The organism is Micromonospora sp. WMMD558, assembly GCF_049315255.1.
Taxonomy (GTDB): domain Bacteria; phylum Actinomycetota; class Actinomycetes; order Mycobacteriales; family Micromonosporaceae; genus Micromonospora.
Genome location: NZ_CP186061.1, coordinates 2,936,581 through 2,958,809, shown reverse-complemented (window position 1 = coordinate 2,958,809; position 22,229 = coordinate 2,936,581). Strand labels below are relative to the sequence as shown.

The 22,229-nt window shown below is 72.9% G+C and carries 21 protein-coding genes and 1 pseudogene; 12 read left to right on the top strand and 10 right to left on the bottom strand.

The annotated features are described in order from the left end of the window. The 5 genes and pseudogenes from dnaG to ACN26Y_RS14390 form a co-directional block, all read right to left on the bottom strand. Nucleotides 1–1,897 (bottom strand): annotated as a pseudogene (gene dnaG, locus ACN26Y_RS14410) (DNA primase). A gap of 141 nt (nt 1,898–2,038) precedes the next feature. Beyond that, nucleotides 2,039–3,673: a BCCT family transporter gene (locus tag ACN26Y_RS14405; protein ID WP_155330768.1), complete on the bottom strand. Its 1,635-nt coding sequence runs from the start codon at nt 3,671–3,673 to the stop codon at nt 2,039–2,041. Nucleotides 3,674–3,782: 109 nt separating this feature from the next. Continuing rightward, nucleotides 3,783–4,619, bottom strand: a complete 837-nt coding sequence (locus tag ACN26Y_RS14400; protein WP_422734804.1) for a siderophore-interacting protein — start codon at nt 4,617–4,619, stop codon at nt 3,783–3,785. A gap of 10 nt (nt 4,620–4,629) precedes the next feature. Beyond that, nucleotides 4,630–5,907 carry a deoxyguanosinetriphosphate triphosphohydrolase gene (locus tag ACN26Y_RS14395; RefSeq protein ID WP_155330766.1) on the bottom strand — a complete coding sequence of 426 codons (1,278 nt, stop codon included), beginning with the start codon at nt 5,905–5,907 and terminating at the stop codon, nt 4,630–4,632. Further along, nucleotides 5,904–6,257: a VOC family protein gene (locus tag ACN26Y_RS14390; protein WP_422734803.1), complete on the bottom strand. Its 354-nt coding sequence runs from the start codon at nt 6,255–6,257 to the stop codon at nt 5,904–5,906. Before ACN26Y_RS14390 ends, ACN26Y_RS14395 begins: the two co-directional genes overlap by 4 nt. A 195-nt stretch (nt 6,258–6,452) precedes the next feature. On the opposite strand from ACN26Y_RS14390, the gene ACN26Y_RS14385 reads away from it, so the two are divergent. Next, a complete protein-coding gene (locus tag ACN26Y_RS14385) occupies nt 6,453–6,932 on the top strand; it encodes a roadblock/LC7 domain-containing protein (protein WP_155330764.1) in 480 nt (159 codons plus the stop codon). 49 nt (nt 6,933–6,981) lie between these two features. On the opposite strand, the gene ppdK is transcribed toward ACN26Y_RS14385, so the two are convergent. Next, a complete protein-coding gene (ppdK, locus tag ACN26Y_RS14380; RefSeq protein WP_155330763.1) occupies nt 6,982–9,690 on the bottom strand; it encodes a pyruvate, phosphate dikinase in 2,709 nt (902 codons plus the stop codon). A gap of 314 nt (nt 9,691–10,004) precedes the next feature. Between ppdK and ACN26Y_RS14375 the strand changes: the two genes are divergently transcribed. Together ACN26Y_RS14375 and ACN26Y_RS14370 are read left to right on the top strand one after the other, a co-directional pair. Further along, nucleotides 10,005–11,732 (top strand): beta-N-acetylhexosaminidase, encoded by a 1,728-nt coding sequence (locus ACN26Y_RS14375; protein ID WP_155330762.1) that lies wholly within the window; start codon nt 10,005–10,007, stop codon nt 11,730–11,732. A 365-nt stretch (nt 11,733–12,097) separates the two neighbouring features. Further along, entirely contained in the window at nt 12,098–12,769 is a 672-nt protein-coding gene (locus tag ACN26Y_RS14370; RefSeq protein WP_155330761.1) for a C39 family peptidase, read from the top strand. 173 nt (nt 12,770–12,942) lie between these two features. On the opposite strand, the gene dusB is transcribed toward ACN26Y_RS14370, so the two are convergent. Further along, a complete protein-coding gene (gene dusB / locus ACN26Y_RS14365; RefSeq protein ID WP_155334087.1) occupies nt 12,943–14,106 on the bottom strand; it encodes a tRNA dihydrouridine synthase DusB in 1,164 nt (387 codons plus the stop codon). A 187-nt stretch (nt 14,107–14,293) separates the two neighbouring features. Between dusB and ACN26Y_RS14360 the strand changes: the two genes are divergently transcribed. Both ACN26Y_RS14360 and ACN26Y_RS14355 read left to right on the top strand, forming a co-directional pair. Continuing rightward, on the top strand, nt 14,294–14,590 hold the full coding sequence (locus ACN26Y_RS14360; RefSeq protein WP_230688993.1) for a type IV toxin-antitoxin system AbiEi family antitoxin domain-containing protein: 297 nt from the start codon (nt 14,294–14,296) through the stop codon (nt 14,588–14,590). A gap of 56 nt (nt 14,591–14,646) precedes the next feature. Next, complete coding sequence (locus tag ACN26Y_RS14355) at nt 14,647–15,252, top strand: hypothetical protein (protein ID WP_422734802.1); 606 nt, start codon at nt 14,647–14,649, stop codon at nt 15,250–15,252. Between the two features lie 59 nt (nt 15,253–15,311). Here ACN26Y_RS14355 and ACN26Y_RS14350 read toward each other — a convergent pair whose 3' ends face one another. From ACN26Y_RS14350 to ACN26Y_RS14340, 3 genes are all read right to left on the bottom strand, one after another. Further along, the gene (locus ACN26Y_RS14350) at nt 15,312–16,691 is read right to left on the bottom strand and encodes a glycine--tRNA ligase (RefSeq protein WP_155330760.1); all 1,380 of its coding nucleotides are present in this window, start codon (nt 16,689–16,691) and stop codon (nt 15,312–15,314) included. Nucleotides 16,692–16,804: 113 nt separating this feature from the next. Beyond that, entirely contained in the window at nt 16,805–17,383 is a 579-nt protein-coding gene (locus ACN26Y_RS14345; RefSeq protein WP_230688991.1) for a hypothetical protein, read from the bottom strand. A 24-nt stretch (nt 17,384–17,407) separates the two neighbouring features. Next, nucleotides 17,408–17,749 (bottom strand): antibiotic biosynthesis monooxygenase family protein, encoded by a 342-nt coding sequence (locus tag ACN26Y_RS14340; protein ID WP_155330759.1) that lies wholly within the window; start codon nt 17,747–17,749, stop codon nt 17,408–17,410. Between the two features lie 27 nt (nt 17,750–17,776). Here ACN26Y_RS14340 and ACN26Y_RS14335 point away from each other — a divergent pair, with 27 nt between their 5' ends. From ACN26Y_RS14335 to ACN26Y_RS14305, 7 genes are all read left to right on the top strand, one after another. Continuing rightward, a complete protein-coding gene (locus tag ACN26Y_RS14335; RefSeq protein ID WP_155330758.1) occupies nt 17,777–18,034 on the top strand; it encodes a hypothetical protein in 258 nt (85 codons plus the stop codon). 55 nt (nt 18,035–18,089) lie between these two features. Beyond that, nucleotides 18,090–19,079 carry a metal ABC transporter substrate-binding protein gene (locus ACN26Y_RS14330; RefSeq protein ID WP_155330757.1) on the top strand — a complete coding sequence of 330 codons (990 nt, stop codon included), beginning with the start codon at nt 18,090–18,092 and terminating at the stop codon, nt 19,077–19,079. Next, complete coding sequence (locus ACN26Y_RS14325) at nt 19,076–19,837, top strand: metal ABC transporter ATP-binding protein (protein ID WP_155330756.1); 762 nt, start codon at nt 19,076–19,078, stop codon at nt 19,835–19,837. The genes ACN26Y_RS14330 and ACN26Y_RS14325 overlap by 4 nt, the downstream gene beginning before the upstream one ends. 2 nt (nt 19,838–19,839) lie before the next feature. Further along, on the top strand, nt 19,840–20,709 hold the full coding sequence (locus ACN26Y_RS14320) for a metal ABC transporter permease (RefSeq protein ID WP_155330755.1): 870 nt from the start codon (nt 19,840–19,842) through the stop codon (nt 20,707–20,709). A 37-nt stretch (nt 20,710–20,746) separates the two neighbouring features. Then, nucleotides 20,747–21,073 carry an ArsR/SmtB family transcription factor gene (locus ACN26Y_RS14315; protein ID WP_155330754.1) on the top strand — a complete coding sequence of 109 codons (327 nt, stop codon included), beginning with the start codon at nt 20,747–20,749 and terminating at the stop codon, nt 21,071–21,073. A gap of 105 nt (nt 21,074–21,178) precedes the next feature. Further along, a complete protein-coding gene (locus ACN26Y_RS14310; protein ID WP_155330753.1) occupies nt 21,179–21,781 on the top strand; it encodes a hypothetical protein in 603 nt (200 codons plus the stop codon). A gap of 175 nt (nt 21,782–21,956) precedes the next feature. Next, on the top strand, nt 21,957–22,124 hold the full coding sequence (locus ACN26Y_RS14305) for a hypothetical protein (protein WP_196255853.1): 168 nt from the start codon (nt 21,957–21,959) through the stop codon (nt 22,122–22,124). The last annotated feature ends 105 nt before the right edge of the window (nt 22,125–22,229 follow it).

The window sequence follows — 22,229 nt, the reverse complement described above, 5'->3', positions numbered from 1 at the left end:
CTACAGCCCTCCCGCGGCCTGCTCGCGCAGCGCCCGGGCGTGCTGCTCCAGCGACAGCAGCTCGCCGAAGGCGGCGAAGTACTCGTCCTTGTTGCTGACCGGGTTGATCCGTTGGATCTTCGACTTCAGGTCCCGGATCCGGCCGGTGACCGAGCCCCACTGGAGGCGGGCCATGGTGACCGAGACGTAGCGCGGATCCGGCTCGCCGTCGATGCGCAGCGGCTCGACGGCCAGCTCGCCGACGAGCGCCTTGGCGGCGAGGTCGTCGCAGGCGTCCCGGACCGACTCGATCCACACCGCGCCGCCGGTGGCCGCCGCCGCACCGCCGGCCGCGGCGACCGCCGCCCGGACCGCCACGTGCACGGGGTGCCGGTACTCCGGGGCCTCGACCGCGTCGAACATCGGCCCGGCGAGCACCGGCACCTGGAGGGCGAGCTTCAACGCCTCCCGCTCGACCATCGACCGCGGGCTGTCCACGCTCGGCTCGGCGGGGGCGGAACGCGGCGGCGCGCCGTCGCCCCGTCCCGGCGGCGGGGCGTGTCCGGCCGCCAGCACGGCCCGCTGCACCGGCTCGATCTCCATGCCGAGGTCACCGGCGAGCTTGCGGACGTACTCCGGGCGCTTCTCCCGGTCTTTGATCTTGGCGACGAGCGGCGCCGCCCGGCGCATCGCCTCCACCCGGCCGTCGACGGTGTCGAGGTCGTACCGGCTGATCACATGGCGCAGCGCGAAGTCGACCAGCGGCTCGCGGCGCGCGACCAGGTCGCGGACCGCGAGGTCGCCCTTGGCCAGGCGCAGGTCGCACGGGTCCATGTTGTCGGGGCTGACGGCGATGAAGGTACGCCCGACGAAGCGCTGGTCGTCGTCGAACGCGCGCAGCGCCGCCTTCTGGCCGGCCGCGTCACCGTCGAACGTGAAGATGATCTCCCCGGCCACCGCGTCGGTGTCGAGCAGCAGCCGGCGCAGCACCCCGATGTGGTCGGCGCCGAACGCGGTGCCGCAGGTCGCCACGGCGGTCGGCACGCCGGCGAGGTGGCAGGCCATCACGTCGGTGTAGCCCTCGACCACGACCACCTTGCCCTGCTTGGCGATCTCCCGTTTGGCCTGGTCGATGCCGTAGAGGACGTGCGACTTCTTGTAGATCGGCGTCTCGGGGGTGTTCAGGTACTTCGGGCCGTCGTCGTCGTCGAAGAGCTTGCGCGCGCCGAAACCGATGACGTCACCGGTCAAATCGCGGATCGGCCAGAGCAGCCGGCGACGGAAGCGGTCGATCAGGCTGCCGGAGCGCGCCGGCCGGGACAGCCCGGCGGTGACCAGTTCGTCGTGAGTGAAGCCGCGCTGGCGCAGGTGCTTGGTCAGCAGGTCCCACCCGTCGGGGGCGAAGCCGCAGGCGTACCGCTCGGCGGCGGCCCGGTCGAAGCCGCGCCGGGCCAGGAACTCGCGGGCCGGGCGGGCGCCGGGCGTGGTGAGCTGGGCCTGGTAGAACTCGACGGCGGCGGCGTGGGCGGCGACCAGCCGCTGCTTCTGCCCCTGCTGCGGGCGCGCGCGCGGCGCCGAGTTGTCGCTCTCGACGTACCGCAGTTGGAGGCCGGCGCGCGCGGCGAGGCGCTCGACGGCTTCGACGAAGCTGAGGTGCTCGGCGTCCATCAGGAACTTGATGGCGTCGCCGCCGGCACCGCAGCCGAAGCAGTACCAGACGTTGCGAGCGGGCGAGACGTTGAACGACGGGCTCTTCTCGTCGTGGAAGGGGCAGAGACCCTTCAGGTTGCCGCCGCCGGCGGACCGGAGGGTGACCGTCTCGGAGATGACGTCGGCGATCGAGGTGCGCTCGCGGACCAGCGCGATGTCCTCGTCCCGGATCCGCCCCGCCATTGGCCGCCACCTCCTCGCCGTACATCCTGCCCTGCCCGACCGACGATCCGTCGCCGGGGGACACCGCGTGTGGCGACCACCGCTGTGGTCCGCCACGGTCGGCGTCCCGCCGGCGCCGGGCGGCGGGCGCGGTCGGCGTCACGCCGGCGCCGGGCGCCGGGCGCGGTCAGCGCGGCCGGCGGCGGAGGTAGCGCCGGACCGGCGGCGGGTCCTCCTCCTCGTACGACCGGGCGGCCCGGATCGCCGCGGCCAGCCCGTACCGCCTGGTAGGGGCCACCGGGCGGATCGCCGGGTCCTCTGACATCTCCTTCACCAGCGACACGGCGAGGCCGAGCATCACCACCACGAACGGCAGGGCAACCATGATCGTCGCCTGTTGCAGGGCGCTCAGGCCACCGACCAGCAGCAGCACCGCCGCGGTCGCGCCGATCAACACCCCCCAGGTGACCACGAGGACCCGGTGCGGGCGCAACGCTCCCCCGGAGGTGAGCGACCCGAGCACCAGCGAGGCCGAGTCCGCGCTGGTGACGAAGTACAGCGCCACCAGCACCATGGCCAGCACGCTGGTCAGCGCCGCCAGCGGCAGCGCGTCGAGCAACCCGAACAGCGCCTGCTCGGTGCCGGCGGCGGCGTCGGCGACCAGGTCACGGGTGCCGGTGGCCTGCACCCGCAGCGCGCTGCCGCCCAGCACCGCGAACCAGAGCGCGCTCGCCCCGCTCGGCACCAGCAGCACGCCGACCAGGAACTGGCGCACCGTACGCCCACGGGAGATCCGGGCGATGAAGGTGCCGACGAACGGGGCCCACGAGATCCACCACGCCCAGTAGAAGATCGTCCAGGAGCCCAGCCAGGACGGGTCGGAGAAGGCGCCCGTCCGGGTCGACATGAAGATCAGGTTGTCGAGGTAGTCCCCGATCGAGGCGGGCAGCACCTCCAGGGTGTAGATCGTCGGGCCGACCACGAACACGAACAGCATCAGCGCCACCGCCAGCACCACGTTGGTGGTGGACAGCCACTTGATGCCCCGGTGCAGCCCGGAGAAGGCCGAGATGACGAAGGCCAGCGTCAGCGAGCCGATCACCACCAGCTCCACCGTGGTGGTGTCGGGCACCCCGGCGACCAGGTCCAGGCCGGCGGCCACCTGGAGAGCGCCGAGGCCGAGGCTGGTCGCGGAGCCGAAGACCGTGGCGAAGACGGCCAGCAGGTCGATGATCCGGCCCGCCGTGCCGTCCGCGTGCGCGCCGAGCACCGGCCGGAACGCCGCCGAGATCCGGTTCTCCCGGCCCTTCCGGAACGTCGAGTACGCCAGGGCGAGCGCCACCACCGCGTAGATCGCCCACGGGTGCAACGTCCAGTGGAACAGGGTGAACTGCATGGCGGCGGAGGCGGCGGCACCGGTCTCCGGTTCGACACCGGTGGCCGGCGGCGGGGTCGCGTAGTGCTGGATCGGCTCGGCGACCGCGAAAAAGACCAGCCCGATGCCCATGCCGGCGCTGAACATCATGGCGACCCAGGCCAGCGTGCTGAATTCGGGCTGGTCCGAGTCGCCGCCCAGCCGGATCGCGCCGAACCGGGACAGTGCCAGCACCACGGCGAGCACCAGGAAGGCGTCCGCCGCGACGACGAAGAACCAGCCGAACGTGTCGATGACCCAGGCCAGCCCGGACGCGCCGACGCCGGCCAGCGACTCCCTGGCCAGTACGCCCCAGGCCACGACCGCCAGGACACCACCGACGCCGAGAGCCAGCACCAGGCGGTCCGGGCTCCCGGTGACGGGCCGTTGCCCCACCTGCTCGCCCATGGTCACCCCCTGCCCATACTGCGGGTCGGGCGAGCGACGCGCGGTCGATATCGACCGACGGCCGCGCCTCCCCCGGGTTCCTGACGAGGGCGGGCCGGGCGACGCGGCGTCAGGCGGCGAGGGCGGCCGACTCCTCGACCTCGACCTGGCGGTTCCAGTCCGGCTTGCTGGCCCGCCAGCCCTCGTCGTCCAGGCCGCGACGCCAGTAGCCGGAGATGGACAGCCACTCGCGGGGGATGCCGCGCTCGACGCGCAGCAGCCGGCGCAGCTCCTTGACGAAGGTCGCCTCACCGTGCACGAAGGCGTGCACGTCGCCGGGCGGGAAGTCCAGCGCGCGGACCGCCGCGACGAGCGCCGCCCCCACCGGCCGGTCGCCGCGGTGCAGCCAGGTCAGCTCGACCGCGCCAGGGCTGGGCAGGGGCTGCTCCTCGGCCGGGCCGCTGGTCTCGACGAGGACGGTGGCCGGCGCGCCGGCGGGCAGCCGTTCCAGCGCGGCGGCGATGGCGGGCAGCGCGCTCTCGTCACCGACCAGCAGGTGCCAGTCGGCCTCCGGGCTGGGGGCGTACGCGCCGCCGGGGCCGACGAATTGCACCGGGTCGCCGGGGCGCAGCGCGGCCGCCCACGGGCCGGCGAGTCCTTCGTCGCCGTGGTGCACGACGTCGACGGTCAGCTCGTTGGTGACCGGGTCGAAGGCCCGCACGGTGTACGCGCGCAGCCGGGGCCACTGCGCGGGCGGCAGGTCTCGACGGATCGCCGCGAGGTCCATCGGCTCGGGGTAGGCGACCCCGGGCACCGGGAAGAGGATCTTGATGTAGTGGTCGGTGAACTCGCCCACCGGCAGGCCGGCCAGTTCGTCGCCGCCGAGCACCAGCCGGACCAGGTGCGGGGTCGGCCGCCCGGTGCGGACGACCCGGGCGGACGTGACCTTCTTCGGGCGCTCCGTCATGCGGGTTAGGCTAGCCTAAGTTGCGCGGGCCGCCCACCGCGGGTCGCCCGTCCGCCGCCTCGCCGGCCAGCCGGGCGTGCCAGGCCACGGCCGCCGGGTCGGTCAGCGAGGCGACCTGGTCGATCACCACGCGCAACCGGGCCGCGTCGTCGGGGGCCACCCGCCACAGCGGCGCGAAGACCACGTCCAGCGCGTCCGGAGCCCGGTCGGTCAGGATCTCCACCAGGTCGGTGAGGATCCGCCGCTGCCGCTCGTAGCGGCCCCGGGAGCCGGGGCGGCGCATCACGTACCGCAGCGCGATGCCCTTGAGCAGCGCGCACCGCGCCCGGATCCCACGGGGGACGACCAGGTCGGCGGCGTAGCGGCGGTGCGGACCGGAACCGAAGTGCGCCTGCGTCGCGGCCACCGCCGCGGAGACGAAGCCGCCGGTCAGCACGCTGGTGGTGGCCTTCAGCGCGGCCTGCGCCCGGTGACTGCCGTCGTAGTGGGCCAGCGGCGCGAGCACCGGGTCGGCGAGCAGGTCGACCAGCACCTCCGCCAGGTCGGCCGGGGACTCGCCGGAGTACGTGGCCGCCACGTCGGCGCAGAGCGCAGCCCGCTCGTCCGCGTCGGCCAGCAACGGGCGCAGCGTCACGTACCCGCCGTGGATGCCGTCCTCGACGTCGTGCACCGAGTACGCGACGTCGTCGGCCCAGTCCATCACCTGCGCCTCCAGGCAGCGGCGCGCGTCCGGGACGCCGGCCCGCAGCCAGTCGAAGACCGGCCGGTCGTCGGCGTACACGCCGAACTTGCGCTCGCCCGGACGCCGGGTCCACGGGTACTTGCTCACCGCGTCGAGGGAGGCCCGGGTGAGATTCAGCCCGGCGGAGGCGCCGTCCGGGCCGATGACCTTCGCTTCCAGGCGGGTGAGGACGCGTAGCGTCTGCGCGTTGCCCTCGAAGCCGCCGCACGGTGCGGCCAGGCCGTCCAACGCGTCCTCACCGTTGTGCCCGAACGGCGGGTGCCCCAGGTCGTGCGCCAACCCGGCGGCGTCCACCACGTCCGGGTCGCAGCCGAGCCGCGCCCCCATCTCCCGGGCGATCTGGGCGACCTCCAGCGAGTGCGTCAACCGGGTCCGCAGGAAGTCGTCGGTGCCGGCCATGTGCACCTGCGTCTTGGCGGCGAGCCGCCGGAACGCCGCCGAGTGCAGCACCCGGGCGCGGTCCCGCTCGTACGCCGTGCGGCCGTACCCGGTGTCCTTCGGCGGCTCGTCGACCCACCGCCGCTCGTCCGGATCGGGGCCGGTCACCCCCCACGCTGCCGCAGGACGCAGAACTCGTTGCCCTCCGGGTCGGCCAGCACCGTCCACCCCACGTCGCCCTGGCCGACGTCGACGTGCCGGGCACCCATGTCCACCAGCCGCTCGACCTCCGCCTCCTGGTCGTCCGGACGCAGGTCGACGTGGAGCCGGTTCTTGCCCTCCTTGCTCCCCGTCACCGCGACGAACACGATGCCGGGCAACCGGTCGGGCGCCTGCCGGATCTCCACCTCGTCCGGCTTCTCCGTGACCACCTGGTAGCCCAGCGCCTCGGCCCACCAACGGGCCAGTCGGGACGGGTCACGCGCATCGACGGTGAGGCTCTCCCAGGCGCTGCTCATCCCGACAGGTTACGCCGGAGGGCATCGCCCGGCGCGCCGGGCGACCGGCGTCGGCCGGCGTCGCAACCCCCGTTCAGTCGGGAGTTGCCGACCGATCGCCGAGGGTTACGGGATCGCGGGCGACGGCGGGCGGCCGGTAACGTTCCCGACGCGGAACGTCACCAACCAGCCAATCCGACGACGGGGGAGACTCTCGTGGACGTGGACACGATGGTGGGTACCGAACTGCTCCGGTTGCGGCGCCGCCGGCCGGAGGTGGCCGGCGCCGTGCTCGCGGGGACCGACGGACTGGTCATCGGCAGCGACCTTCCCGGGACGGAGGCCACCCACCTGGCGGCGCTCGCGGCGGCCGGCTTCGGAGTGGCCAGCCGGGTGGCGACCACGGTGCGGCGTGGCGCGTTCCAGGAGGCGCTGGTCCGCACGGCGGGCGGCACCGTCGTGACGTACCCGGCCGGGCGCGACGCGCTGCTCACGCTCATCGCCGACACCACCGACGACCTGGAGGGGCTGCACGCCGAGGCCCGAAAGGTGGCGCACCGGGCCGGTTCGGCGCTGGACGCACGGCCCCGCGCGGCGACGCCCGACGCGCACGCCCCACTCGCGCACCGTCCGGCGAGGACGACGCTGCCGCGCCGCACGACGCACCACACCTGGAGCCGACCGCCGATCCGCTGACGCGCCGATGGCGGGCCCGCGCCGGGCCCGCCATCGCGTCGTACGTCCGTCAGCGGCTGTCGGAGCCGGTGGTCTCCACCGCCGCGCGACCCGCCTCCAGCCGGGCAACCGGCACCCGGAACGGCGAGCACGAGACGTAGTCGAGCCCCACCTCGTGGAAGAAGTGCACCGACTCGGGGTCGCCGCCGTGCTCGCCGCAGACGCCGAGCTTCAACCCGGGCCGCGCCGCACGCCCCTCCTCGGCGGCGATGCGCACCAGCCGGCCCACGCCCTCGCGGTCGATCGACTCGAACGGCGAGATGCCGAAGATGCCCAGCTCCAGGTACCGCCAGAAGAACGCGCCCTCGACGTCGTCCCGGGAGAAGCCCCAGGCCATCTGGGTCAGGTCGTTGGTGCCGAACGAGAAGAACTGCGCCGCCTCGGCGATCTGGCCGGCGGTCAGCGCCGCCCGGGGCACCTCGATCATCGTGCCGATCAGCACCTCGACGCCGCTGTCCCCGACCACCTCGGCGATGATCTTCTCAGCTTCGGCGCGTACCGTCTCCAGCTCCTGCACCGCGCCGACCAGCGGGACCATGATCTCCGGCTTGGCCACCGCGCCGGCGCGGGTGACGGTGACCGCGGCCTCCGCGATCGCCCGGACCTGCATGGCGAAGAGACCGGGGATGACCAGGCCGAGGCGGACGCCGCGCAGGCCCAGCATCGGGTTCTCCTCGTGCATCCGCCGCACGGCCGCGAGCAGCGCCTCCTCCTTCGCCACGTCCTCGCCCCGCTCCTGGGCGACGGCGACGTTCACCGCGAGCTGCTCCAGCGGCGGCAGGAACTCGTGCAGCGGCGGGTCGATCAGCCGGACGGTGACCGGCAGGCCGTCCATCTCGCGGAAGATCTCCTCGAAGTCGGCCCGCTGCAACGGCAGCAGCGCGGCGAGCGCGGAGTCCCGCTCGTCGTCGGTGCGGGCCAGGATCAGCTTCTCGACCAGCTCCCGCCGCTCGCCGAGGAACATGTGCTCGGTGCGGCACAGCCCGATGCCCTCGGCGCCGAAGCGCCGCGCCCGCGCGGCGTCCGCTCCGGTGTCGGCGTTCGTGCGTACCAGCAGCCGCCGCCGGGCGTCCGCGTGCGTCATGATCCGGTGTACGGCCTTGACCAGCGCGTCGTCGGTCTGCTCCGGGTCCAGCTCGCCCTCGAAGTACTGCACCACCTCGGACGGCATGACCGGCACCTCGCCGAGGTAGACCTTGCCGGTGGTGCCGTCGATGGAGACGACGTCGCCCTCGCGGACGGTCTGCCCGGCGACGGTGAACGTCCGCCCCGGGATGTCGATGTCCAGCTCGTCGGCGCCGGAGACGCAGGTCTTGCCCATGCCGCGGGCGACCACCGCGGCGTGGCTGGTCTTGCCGCCCCGGGAGGTGAGGATGCCCTGCGCGGCGATCATGCCGTTGAGGTCGTCGGGGTTGGTCTCCCGGCGGACCAGGATTACCTGCTCGCCCTCGCCGGCCAGCTCCACCGCCCGGGCGGAGGTGAAGACGACCTTGCCGACGGCGGCGCCCGGGGAGGCGCCGATGCCCTTGGCGACCGGCTGGAACTCGTGGTCGAGCTTGAAACGCGGGAACATCAGCTGCGCGAGCTGGGCGCCGTTGACCCGGTGCAGCGCCTCGTCGAGGTCGATGAGGCCCTCGTCGACGAGTTGCCCGGCGATGACGAACGCCGCCGCGGCGGTGCGCTTGCCGACCCGGGTCTGGAGCATCCACAGCTTGCCGCGCTCGATGGTGAACTCGATGTCGCAGAGGTCCTTGTAGTGCCCCTCGAGGCGGGCCATGTAGTCGAGCAGCTCGTCGTACGACTTCTTGTCGATCCGCTCCAGCTCCTGCAGCGGCACGGTGTTGCGGATGCCGGCCACCACGTCCTCGCCCTGCGCGTTCGCGAGGTAGTCGCCGTAGATGCCCTGCGCGCCGCTGGCGGGGTCGCGGGTGAAGGCGACACCGGTGCCGGAGTCCGATCCGAGGTTCCCGAAGACCATCGCGACCACGTTGACGGCGGTGCCGAGGTCGGCGGGGATGCGCTCCTGGCGGCGGTAGATCACCGCCCGCTCCGCGTTCCACGACTCGAAGACCGCCTTGATCGCGAGGTCGAGCTGCTCGCGCGGGTCCTGGGGGAACTCCCGGCCGGTGTGCTTGCTGAAGATCTTCTTGTACGCGTCGACCAGGCCGCGCAGGTCGCCGGCGTCCAGGTCGAGGTCGTTGGTGGTGCCCTTGGCGCGCTTGGCGTCGTCGAGCGCGTGCTCGAACTCCTCGCCCGGCACGTCGCAGACGGTCTTGCCGAACATCTGGATCAGGCGGCGGTACGAGTCCCACGCGAAGCGGTCGTTGCCGCCGGCCTGCGCGGAGAGGCCGACGACGCTGCGGTCGTTGAGGCCGACGTTGAGGACGGTCTCCATCATGCCGGGCATCGAGAACTTGGCGCCGGAGCGCACGGAGACCAGCAGCGGGTCCTCCGGGTCGCCGAGCTTCCGGCCCATCGCCGCCTCCAGCGCCCCGACGCGGGCGCTGATCTGGTCGGCCAACCCGGCGGGCTGCTCACCGGTGGCGAGGTACGCCTTGCACGCCTCGGTGGTGATCGTGAAGCCCGGCGGTACGGGCAGGCCGAGGTTGGTCATCTCGGCCAGGTTGGCGCCCTTGCCCCCGAGCAGGTCCTTCTGATCCTTGTTGCCCTCGGCGAAGTCGTAGACGTACTTGTGATCGACCGTCTCTTGCGCTGCCACCAGAGCCTCCCACGCGCGCCGGAATTGACACTTAACGAAGGTTCAGCTGCCACATACCCCGGAGCCGACCACCGGTAATCCCGGGGTACATGCCGATCGGTGGGCGAAGGTTAAGCGAACATCGAGTGGCCTGGGACCGTTCGGTGACAATAGGCACAGCTATCACGACCATCCGCGTTCGTGGCGTTTTTTGGGAACGCTTCCATGCGCAGGATCACGCAATCGCCGGCTCCCCGTACTCTTGACGTCACCGCATCCCGGTGAAGGTCACCTTTGCCATAACAGCCGCGAATACACCCCTCGGAGCCGTCGTCGTGTCATCCGCCCCCACCGCCGCCCCGGACCCGCTGGACGCCGGGACCGCGCCGCGGCGCGCCGGCGAGCCCGCCCGCCACGCCGACCCCGCGCCGCCCGTCCTGGCCGACCGGGCGCCGGCGGCGCCGGAGCTGGCCCGGGCGGCCGCCCGCACGGCCGGGGACCTGCTGGCCCCGCCGTCGCCGGTCCGGCTCGGCGACGTCGTTCCGGCCCCCGAGCAGGTCACGCCCGACCCGGCGGCGGACTTCGTTCTCCTCCCCGAGGCGGCGGTCCGGGTCAGCACCGACCCCGCCGCGCTGGCCGTCGGAGAGCAACTGGCCGCGCTGCTGCGCCCCGCCACGGGCTACCCGCTGCCGGTCACCGACGCGGCCCGCCCGGAGCCGGCCGGCGGCATCGCGCTGGCGCTCGACGACGACCCGGTTCTCGGCCCCGAGGGCTACCGCCTGGACGTGACACCGGCCGGGGTACGCATCGGCGCCGCCACCCCGGCCGGGCTGCTGCACGGCGTACAGACCCTCCGGCAGCTCCTCCCGGCGGCCATCGAGAACCCGACCCCGGTTGCGGAGCGCTGGGTGGTGCCCGGCGGGTCGATCACCGACCGGCCCCGGTTCGCGTACCGGGGCGCGATGCTCGACGTCGCCCGGCACTTCTTCGGCGTGGACGACGTGCTGCGGGTGATCGACCACCTGGCCCGGTACAAGCTCAACCACCTGCACCTGCACCTCACCGACGACCAGGGCTGGCGGATCGCCGTCGACTCCTGGCCCCGACTGGCGACGGTCGGCGGGGCGACGGCGGTCGGCGACGCCCCCGGCGGGTGGTACACGGCGGCCGACTACCGGCGCATCGTCGCGTACGCGGCCGAACGGCACATCACCGTCGTCCCGGAGATCGACCTGCCAGGGCACACCAACTCCGCGCTGACCGCGTACCCGGAGCTCGCACCGGACGGGGTCGCGCCGCCGCCGTACACCGGCACCGAGGTCGGCTTCAGCTACGTCGACCCGGCCAACGAGCGGACGTACGACTTCGTCACCGACGTGCTCGGCGAGGTCGCCGCCCGCACCCCCGGCCCGTTCCTGCACGTGGGCGGGGACGAGGCCTTCAAGGTCAAGGGGACGGCGTACACCGGATTCGTCGAGCGGGTGCAGCGCATCGTGGCGGACCTCGGCAAGACCGTGGTGGGCTGGCACCAGCTCGCCCCGGCGGCGCACACCGACGGGCGGGTCCTCCAGTGGTGGGGCACCGACGGCGCGGACCCGGTGACCGCCGACGCCGTACGCCGCGGCGCCCGGCTGATCCTCTCCCCCGGTAACCACGCGTACCTGGACATGAAGTACGCCCCGGACACCCCGATCGGGCACGACTGGGCGGGCCTGATCGACGTGCGTCGGGCGTACGACTGGGATCCGGGGACGCACGTGGCCGGCGTGCCGGCGGAGGCGGTCCTCGGCGTCGAGGCCCCGCTCTGGACCGAGTCGGTCACCTCGCTGGCGGAGATCGAGTTCATGCTCCTGCCCCGGCTGCCCGCCGTGGCCGAGCTGGGCTGGTCGCCGCGCGCCACGCACGACTGGACGGCGTTCCGCGAGCGGCTGGCCGGGCACGGCCGGCGGTGGGCGGCGGCCGGCATCGCCTACCACCGGGCACCGGAGATCCCGTGGCCCACGGACGAACCGGTCACCGCACACATCCCCGCCCAGACCGGCACCCGGACCCCAATCGCCTGAATCGGCGCGCCGTTCTCAGGTGTCAGCCCTCCGGGGGCCGTTTCCTTCCACGATCCCGCCGTGACCGAATGACCGGAATCGGCCAGGCTGTCCGGTGGCCGGGGCCACACCAGGGCCGGAATCGGCGGGCCGCCAGGGCTGTTGTACATACCGTGACCAGGGCCGCCGCGCCCTACCGGTGCCGCGCCCCGGCCCCACCGGCCGGAATGGTCCGCGCCCCCGGACGGTTACATCTTCGGACGCCCGAGCGGCATCCCCCAGCCGGGCGTACGGCCCGAGTGTGACACCGGGCTCCGTGAGCACGCCGGCGACGTGCATCCCCTTGCCCGCCGCGCGTCACCCCCGAGCGAAAGGCTTCGATCATCATGCGTACCGATTTCCTGCGTACCCGCAAGGCCGCCCTGGCCGCCGCCGGTCTCGCGGTGACCGGTGGCGTGATCACCGGTGTGATCCCCACCGCGTACGCCGACGACAAGCCGGCCGCCACCCAGGCCGAGCGCACCGGCGACTTCATGGGCGAGCTCAAGGGCGACCGCGAGCTGGCCGTCGACTACCAGGCTCAGCCGAACTTCTACTACTGCGGCCCGGCCGCCACCCGGAACGCCCTGTCCGTGCAGGGCAAGGCCGTCGACGTGGACGCCATGGCCGAGCGGATGGGCACCACCGAGGCCGGCACCGACTCCATCCACGACATCACCCCGGTGCTGAACGACGAGACCGGTGACGACGTCTACCGCAGCGTCGAGATCTCCGAGGGTCGGGCCGACGAGAAGCAGACCAACAAGCTGCGCAAGGACGTCAAGCGCACCGTCGACGAGGGCCGCGCCGTGGTGGCGAACATCGCCGGCACCGCGACCGACACCGAGGGCGGGCTGCACTCCTTCGAGGGCGGCCACTACATCAGCGTGGTGGGCTACCGGGACGGCGCCAAGCAGGTGAAGATCGCCGACTCGGCCAACCCGGACACCGCCTCGTACTGGATGACCACCGAGGCCCTGGCCGACTGGATCGCCACCCGCGGCTACAGCACCTCCTGACACACCGGCGTCACGACAGGGCCGGCCCCCACCGGGGGCCGGCCCTTCGTCGTCTCGCCCCCTTCGCGAGGCAGCCGACATTTTCGGGGAAGTTGCTGCCTCGGCGCGGAGCGAGGGGACAACGTCCCCGAAGTTGCCGCCGCCAAGCGCCGTCCGAGGCAGGCGAGCCGGAGTCAGCCGCCGGAGTCGTCCAGTTCGGCGCCCTCGGGGACGGTGTCGTCGTCGCGGCTGGCCAGCCAGCCGTCCGGCAGGAAGACCTTGCCCGGGGAGTTGGTGCGCCCGCGCGGCTGGCCGAGCGTCTCCACCGGGAACGGCACGGCCGGGTCGAGCTTGCCGAGCAGGTCGTCGAGCTGGGCCAGGCTCTCGATCATGGCGAGCGACCGGCGCAGCTCGCTGCCGACCGGAAACCCCTTCAGGTACCAGGCGACGTGCTTGCGGAAATCCGTGCAGCCGTCCCGCTCGCCCCGGGCGGCGTCGCGGGCGCCGGCGGTGAACTGCTCGACCAGCAACTCCGCGTGCCGCCGCATCGTCGCCGCGACCTCGCCCAGCGTCGGCAGCCGGCGCTCGGGCGACCCGTTGAACGCGGCCTCCAGGTCGGCGAAGAGCCACGGGCGGCCGAGGCAGCCCCGGCCCACGACCACCCCGTCGACGCCGGTGTGGGCCACCATCCGCAGCGCGTCGTCGGCCTCCCAGATGTCACCGTTGCCGAGCACCGGCACGTCGAGGGCCGCCTTGAGCGTGGCGATCGCGTCCCAGTCGGCGGTGCCCGAATAGCGCTGCGCCGCCGTACGCCCGTGCAGGGCCACCGCCGCGACGCCCGCGTCCTGGGCGGCGAGGCCGGCCTCGACGTACGTCAGATGGCCGTCGTCGATGCCCTTGCGCATCTTGACCGTGACCGGCACCCCCGCGGGCGACGCGGCGTCCACCGCGGCCTTGACGAGGCGGGCGAAGAGCCGGCGGCGCCACGGCAGCGCTGAGCCGCCACCCTTGCGGGTGACCTTGGGAACCGGGCAGCCGAAGTTGAGGTCGATGTGGTCGGCGAGGTCCTTCTCGACGACGATCCGCACGGCGGCGGCGGTGATCTCCGGGTCGGTGCCGTAGAGCTGGAGGCTGCGGGGCGACTCGTCCTCCCCGAAGGCGATCATGCGCAGCGTCTTCGGGTTGCGCTCGACCAGGGCCACCGTGGTGATCATCTCGCAGACGTAGATGCCGCCACCCTGCTCCCGGCAGAGCTGGCGGAACCCGACGTTGGTGATGCCGGCCATCGGCGCGAGCACGACCGGCGGCCACACCTCGTGCCGCCCGATCGTCAGCGGGCGCAGCACGGGAGCCGTCATCGTGGTCACCGCCCAAGTGTAAGGAAGGGCCCCTTCTTAACGTCTCCGGTAGAGCAGGGGCCCCTTCTTAACACGGCGCATATCACAAGCGGCCGCCAGCCGGGAGTTGTCCACAGGAGCGTCGGCTGTCCACAGATCCGGCCGCGCGGGCAGAAAGCGGGCGAGCGGCAACCGCATCCTGCGATGCATGCCTGAACACCCGCCCGAACTCGTGGACGTGGCCGAGCGCCAGCAGCAGATCGTCACGCGCGCTCAGCTCCTGGCCGCCGGCTTCGACGACATGTACCTGTACCGGCAGACCCGGCGCGGCCTGTGGCAGCGAGTGCTGCCGGCGACATACGCGCTGGTCACCGGCACCCTCACCGAGGAGCAGCGACGGATCGCCGCAACGCTCTACGCCGGTCCGGACGCGCAGCTCACCGGCTTGGCGGCCCTGATTGGTACGGCTTTCGGTACAGCCCTCGCACAACGGACGTACACCTGATCCTGCCGCACCACACACGGCGCCGATCGGCTGGCTACGCGGTGATAGCCCGGACCTTGCAGCTCGATCACCGGGCCCGGAAGACGGCCCTCTACCCGGTGTGCTCACCGGCCCGGGCTGTCGTGGACGCCGCCCGGGACCTGGGTCAGCTACGACCGGTCCGAGCCACCGTGGCCGAGGCCGTTCAGCGGGGCTTCGCCGACCTCGCAACCCTGGACGAGGAGATCCGCCGGGCCCGGCGCAGCCGGACCGCGCTGATCCGTAAGGCCTTCGCCGAGGTCGCGGACGGCACCCGCTCGGCACCGGAGACCGAGCTGCGCGAGTGCCTGGCCGGGAGCCGGCTGCTGCCGGAGATCCTGTGGAACCCACGGCTGTGGGCGGCGGACGGCGCGCGACTGCCGACCCCGGACGGGTATCTGCGGGACGGCGCGGTGGCGTTGGAGGTCGATTCGCGGGAGTACCACATCAGCCCCGACGACTGGACGCGGACGCTGGACCGGCACAACGAGCTGAGCCGGCAGGGCGTGCTGGTCATTCACTTCACCCCCGCCCAGATCCAGCGGGAGCCGGGACGGGTTCGCCGCATGGTCGAGGACGCGTGTTCGGCGCGTCACGGGCTGGGCACCGGGACCGGGATTCGAGCCGAGCCGAACAGCGGGTGAGCGTTAAGAAGGGGCCCCTTCTCTACGCCAGGCGTTAAGAAGGGGCCCTTCCTTCCGGGTCAGCAGCCGGGGAGGTGGTCGATGAGGTAGTGCTCGATCTGGTCCAGGGAGACGCGCTCCTGGGCCATGGTGTCCCGGTTCCGCACGGTCACGGCGTTGTCGTCGAGCGTGTCGAAGTCCACCGTCACGCAGAACGGGGTGCCGATCTCGTCCTGGCGGCGGTACCGGCGGCCGATGGCCTGCGAGTCGTCGAACTCCACCACCCAGCGCTTACGCAGGTCGGCAGCGAGCTGCCGAGCCTTGGGCGACAGCGCCTCGTTGCGGGACAGCGGCAGGACGGCGACCTTGACCGGCGCCAGGCGCGGGTCGAAGCGCATCACCGTGCGCTTGTCCACGCCGCCCTTGGTGTTGGGCGCCTCGTCCTCGTCGTACGCCTCCAGCAGGAACGCCAGCACCGCGCGGGTGAGGCCGGCGGCCGGCTCGATGACGTACGGGATCCAGCGCTCCTGCTTGGTCTGGTCGAAGTAGGACAGGTCGACGCCGGAGTGCTTGCTGTGCGTGGACAGGTCGAAGTCGGTGCGGTTGGCGATGCCCTCCAGCTCGGCGAACTCGGTGCCGCCGAACTGGAACCGGTACTCGATGTCGACCGTGCGCTTCGAGTAGTGGGAGAGCTTCTCCTTCGGGTGCTCGTAGAAGCGCAGGTTGGTCTCGGACAGGCCGAGGTCGATGTACCAGTTCCAGCGCTCCCGCAGCCAGTACTCGTGCCACTCCTCGTCGGTGCCCGGCTCGACGAAGAACTCCATCTCCATCTGCTCGAACTCGCGGGTACGGAAGATGAAGTTGCCCGGCGTGATCTCGTTGCGGAACGACTTGCCGGTCTGGGCGATGCCGAACGGCGGCTTCTTGCGGGCCACCGTCTCGACGTTCTTGTAGTTGACGAAGATGCCCTGCGCGGTCTCCGGGCGCAGGTAGTGCAGGCCCTCGTCGCTCTCCACCGGGCCCAGGAACGTCTTCATCAGGCCGTTGAACATCTTCGGCTCGGTGAAGGTGCCCTTGTTGCCGCAGTTGGGGCAGTTCAGTTCGGCCAGCGACGCCGGCGGGTTGCCGTGCTTCGCCTCGTACGCCTCCTCGAGGTGGTCCGCGCGGAACCGCTTGTGGCAGAACTGGCACTCGGTCAGCGGGTCGACGAAGGCGTCCAGGTGGCCGGAGGCGGCCCAGACGTCCCGGGCCAGGATGACCGCGGAGTCGAGGCCCACGACGTCGTCCCGCTGCTGGACCATGGTCTTCCACCACTGCCGGCGGACGTTCTCCTTCAGCTCCACGCCGAGCGGACCGTAGTCCCACGCCGAGCGGGTGCCCCCGTAGATCTCACTGGAGGGGAAGACGAAGCCTCGGCGCTTGGCGAGGCTGACAACGGCGTCGATACGGTCGGCTGGCATGTTTCCTCCTACGCCGGCTGGCGGTCGGCGGGGACACGGTGGGATGCGACGGGCAGTTCGGGACAACGGTACGACCAGGGACGTCCCGAGCCCAGGAGAATACCGGGGGCGGGTCAGTTGACCCCGCACACCTCCAGCTCGCCGGTCTGCCGGTCCTGTTCGAGGTTCACCTGCTGGCGGTCGCGGTCGCCGCCGGTGTAGGTCACGTCGACGGGCACGGTCAGCGTGTTCGGGTCGACGTCGCCGACGCGGAAGGACGCGACCTGCGGCTCGTCGGACACGCGCCGCTCGAACTCCCGGCGCGACTCCCGCCGCTGCGCCGCGTCGCACAGCTGGTCGTAGGCGGCGCCGTACCGGCGTTCCGCCAGGGCCCGGTAGTAGTCGGCGGAGACGGCCCGCCCCTGCTCGTCGATCGCCTGCACACCGGTCACGGCGAGCCCGATCACCGCCGCGCCCCCGCCACCGCAGCAGAGCAGCAGGGCGAGCGCGCCGGCGCCGAGCCCCAGCCAGAGCCGGGTGTTGCGGCCCTCGGTGGGCGGTGCGGCGAACGGCGGCGCGACACCGGGGCCGGCCGGCGGGGTGGGGACCCCCGGGTGCGCCGGCGGGCCGGGCACGGCCGGCGGGTGCGCGGCGCCCTCCTGGCCGGGCACCGAAGGGTACGGCGAGGAGGCAGCCGGTCCGGGAGCGGTCATGAGATCAATGTAGTGGTTTCCGGCTCACCGGTAAGGACCGGCGGACCTATCGCTCGCCGCCACGACCACCTCGCCGCCGGGCGCGGCGGTGGCGAGCGCCTCGTACGCGGACGGCTCGTCCACCGATTCGGCGAGCAGCGGGATCGCGGTGACCTTGACGTCGAAGTCGCCGAGCGCACGCCGGTAGGTGCCGACCGACTCCCACTCCGTCAGCAGGCACCAGTGCCGCGGGTCGTCGAGGGCGCGTACCAACTGGCCGCGCAGGTACCCGGGCCGGGCGGCGAGCGCGGCGAGCGCGGCGTGCGCCCGGGCGGTGAAGTCGTCGGCGACATCGACCTCGACCACGAACCGGTTGGTCACCAGCACCGGGTTCCTCCTCGTAGAGTCTGTGGGATGCAGCGTACGCAGAGCGGGTTGCCGGCCCGGTTGGCCCGGGCGAACCCGACGACGGTGTTCCTGGTCACCCTGGTGCTGGTGCTGGTCGCGTTCTTCACCCCGGGCGTGGTCGGCGGGCTGCTCACGCTGGCGCTCGCGGCGGGCGTCGCCGCGCTGCTGGTCACCACCTGGGCGGTGCAGACGCCGCCGACCCGGGTGATCCGGCTGCTGGTGCTGACGCTGCTGGTGACGGCGGGCCTGGTGAAGCTGCTCTGAACATGCACTCATGCGTTTTTGACAATCATTATCGTTGTCGCGGACAGTTGACGTCATGAACATCCGCTCCGCTCCGCGCACCCTCGCCGCCGCCGCGACCGCCCTGCTGGCCCTCGGCGGCGTCGCCGCCTGCTCCGACGACCAGGCCGGCGCCGACCCGCAGCGGGTAGACGTGGTGGCGGCGTTCTACCCGTTGCAGTTCCTGGCGGAGCGGATCGGCGGCGACGCCGTCACGGTGAGCAACCTGGTGAAGCCGGGCGCCGAGCCGCACGACGCCGAGCTCAACCCGGGCCAGGTCGGCGAGGTCGCACAGGCGGAGCTGGTCGTCTACCTCAAGGGCTTCCAGCCCGCCGTCGACGAGGCCGTCGAGCAGAACGCCGGGGACAAGGCCCTCGACGTCGCCACGGTGCAGCCGCTGCTCGACGCCGCCGCCGGTGGGCACGACCACGAGCACGAGGGCGAGGAAGCCGGGCACGCCGAGGAGTCGGGCGCGGCCGAGGAGCCGGGCCACGAGGAGGAGACCGGCGGCAAGGACCCGCACCTCTGGCTCGACCCGACCCGCCTGGCCACCGTCGGCGACCGGCTCGCCGAGCGGCTCGGCACGGCCGACCCGGACCGCGCCGGCGACTACACGGCGCGGGCGAAGGCCCTCCGGACCGAGCTGGAGAAGCTCGACGCGGAGTTCACCACCGGCCTGAAGACCTGCCAGCGACGCGAGATCGTCGTCAGCCACACCGCCTTCGGCTACCTCGCCGAGCGCTACCAGCTGGAGCAGATCGGCGTCAGCGGGCTGAGCCCGGAGGACGAGCCGTCGCCGCAGCGGCTCGCCGAGGTCGCCGAGGAGGCGCGGGAGCACAAGGCCACCACGATCTTCTTCGAGACGCTGGTCAGCCCGAAGGTCGCCGAGACCATCGCCGGTGAGGTCGGCGCGAAGACCGCGGTGCTGGATCCGCTGGAGGGGCTGTCCGGCGACGACGGCGGCGACTACCTTTCGGTGATGCGCACCAACCTGGCCACCCTGCGGACGGCGTTGAACTGCTCGTGACGTCCCCTGTCATCACCGTCACGCACGGGGTGGTCGGCTACGACGGCCGCCCCGTGCTCCGTGACGTCTCGCTGACCGTGACCGCCGGCGAGGTGGTCGCCGTGCTCGGCGCCAACGGCTCCGGCAAGTCCACCCTCATCCGCGCCGTGCTCGGGCTGGTCCCGCTCAGCTCGGGATCCGTCACCCTCTTCGACCACCCGTTGCGGCGGTTCCGGCAGTGGCACCGCATCGGGTACGTCCCCCAACGCCTAGGCGCCGGTAGTGGCGTCCCGGCCACGGTCCGCGAGGTGGTGGCCTCCGGTCGGCTGGCCCGCCGGGGCGTCCTGCGCCCGCCGGGACGCACCGACCGGGAGGCCGTCGAGGCGGCGCTGGCCTCCGTCGGTCTCGCCGACCGGGCCGGTGACCCGGTGTCCACCCTCTCCGGCGGGCAGCAGCAGCGCACCCTGATCGCCCGTGCCCTGGCCGGCAGGCCGGAGCTGCTGGTCCTCGACGAGCCGACCGCCGGAGTGGACGCGGCGAGCCAGGAGGCGTTCGCCGGCGCACTCAAGGACTTCGTGGCCAGTGGCGGCACCGTGCTGCTGGTCGCGCACGAGCTGGGGCCGCTGCGGCCGCTGATCTCCCGGGCGGTCGTCGTCCACGCCGGTGGGATCGCCCACGACGGCGCCGTCCCGGAGCCGGCCGGGCACCACGCCGACCCCGACCACGACCACGTGCACCCGCACGGTCCCGACGAGCCCGCCGGGCTCTGGAGCAGCTGAGCATGGAACTCTTCCAGTACCCGTACATGCAGCGTGCCCTCATCGGCGCGCTGGTCATCGGCCTGGCCGCCCCGGCGCTCGGCATCTACCTGGTGCAGCGGCGGCTGGCGCTGATCGGTGACGGGGTCGGGCACGTGGCGCTGACCGGTGTCGGCGCCGGGCTGCTGCTCAACCAGTCCCCGGTGCTCGTGGCGGTGATCGTGGCGACTCTCGGCGCGATCACCATCGAGCTGGTCCGGGCGCGCGGTCGCACCTCCGGGGACCTGGCGCTCGCGCTGCTCTTCTACGGCGGCATCGCCGGCGGCGTGATGCTCGTCGGGCTCTCCGACAACACCCGGGCGCTCAACGCGTACCTCTTCGGGTCGCTGACCACCATCTCCCCCGCTGACCTGACCACCATCACCGTGCTCGGCGCGGCGATCCTGGTCACCATGCTGGCGTTGCGCCCGGCGCTGTTCGCCGTCTGCCATGACGAGGAGTACGCCCGCGTCTCCGGCCTGCCCGTCCGTACCCTCAACCTCCTCCTCGCCGTCGCCACCGCGGTCACCGTGACGATCGCCATGCGCGCGGTCGGCGTGTTGCTGATCAGCGCGCTGATGGTGGTGCCGGTGGCCGCCGCCCAGCAGGTCACCCGGGGCTTCCGCGGCACGCTGGCGGCGGCGATGGCACTCGGTCTCTTCGCCGCCGGCTCGGGTGTCTACGTGGCGGCCAACGCCGACACGGCCCCCGGCGCGTCCGTGGTGCTGATGGCGATCGCGTCGTTCGCGGTGGTCGCGCTCGGCGGCGCGGTCTGGCGGGCGCTACGGCGCCGCGCCACCCCGGTCGCCGAAACCACCACCGAGCCGCACGAGGTCGTGCTGCACCGGTCCTGACCAGCCGGATGCGGATGGCATTGGTTACCGTTGCAGGGTGAGCAGCGGGTCAGGCTACGACGCCTTCGAGGATGCCAGCGAGCTGCTGCGCGCGCTCTCCGCGCCGATCCGGCTGGCCATCGTCAGCGAGCTCGCCGACGGCGAGCGGTGCGTGCACGAGCTGGTCGACAAGCTCGGCGCCCCGCAACCCCTGGTCTCCCAGCACCTGAGGATCCTGCGTGGCGCGGGCGTGGTGCGCGGCTCCCGGCGCGGCCGGGAGATCGCGTACGCCCTGGTCGACGAGCACGTCGCCCACATCGTGGCGGACGCGGTGAGCCACGCCGGTGAGGGCACCGCCACCGCCACACCCGCCGCCCGTCCCTGAGGTGCAAGGAAGGGCCCCTTGTTAACGCCTGGCGTTGTATAAGGGTCCCTTCCTAACACGCCGCACGGGGTGCCGCGGGCGCGTCGCCGTGGCACGCTGTCCGGCGTGAAGATCTACGCCGATCGCTTCCCGACCGCCGCCCGTCAGTTGCTCACCGACCTCCTCGTCGTCGCCTGGGTGTACGCGTCGGTGCGCGGCGCGCTGTGGCTGCACGACCTGGTGCAGAAGCTCGCCGTACCCGGACAGAAGCTGGAGGGCGCCGGCGGTGGCCTGGCCGACAACCTGGCCGAGGCCGGCGGCAAGGTCGGCCGGCTCCCGCTGGTCGGCGACGAGCTGACCGCGCCGTTCGAGCGGGCCGCCGGGGCGGCGCGCTCTCTCGCCGAGGCCGGGCGGGACCAGCAGGAGCTGGTCGACCAGCTCGCCCTGGCCCTGGCCGTCGCCGTGCTGGTCTTCCCGCTCGGCCTGGTGCTCCTCGGCTGGCTGCCGCTGCGGGTGCGGTGGATGCGCCGCGCCGGTGCCGCCGCGAAGCTGGCCGCCGCGCCCGCCGGCCGGGACCTGCTCGCCCTGCGGGCCCTGGCCACCCAGCCGCTGGGCCAGCTGGCCCGCATCACCCCCGACGTGGCCGAGGCGTGGCGGCGCGGCGACGACGACGCGGTCGAGGCGCTGGCTGCCCTGGAGCTGCGCGCCCTGGGCCTACACGGCCGCTGAGTCCCGCCGCGCCCGGCCCCACGCCGACCGGACGTCGACCTGGCGGGTGCCGGCGGCGGTGTGCTGCCCGCGCATGACTCGTACCGCCCCGGCCCGACCCTGCGGTCCGCCGGCCCGAGCGGCGCGGCTTCGTGCCCGGCGTCCGACACCGGCCGGGGGCCGTTAAGGTCGTCGGGTGTTCTACTTCCTGATTGTCGTCGCCGTGCTGTTGCTCGGCTACGCCGCGTTCCTGGTCCGGTTCGTCCGGCAGGGGCGCCGGATCCCGCCGGCGGCGTACCTCGGGCTGGCCGTGCTGAACGGCCTGATCCTGGCGGCGGTGCTGGCCTGGGCCATCGCCCGCTGACCGCCGGACGCGGCCGGGCGGCCGGGCGGCCGGGCGGCCGGGCGGCCGGGCCATGATCGACACGAGATCCTGCATATCGCGGTGTCCGGGTGACTGGAATACCGC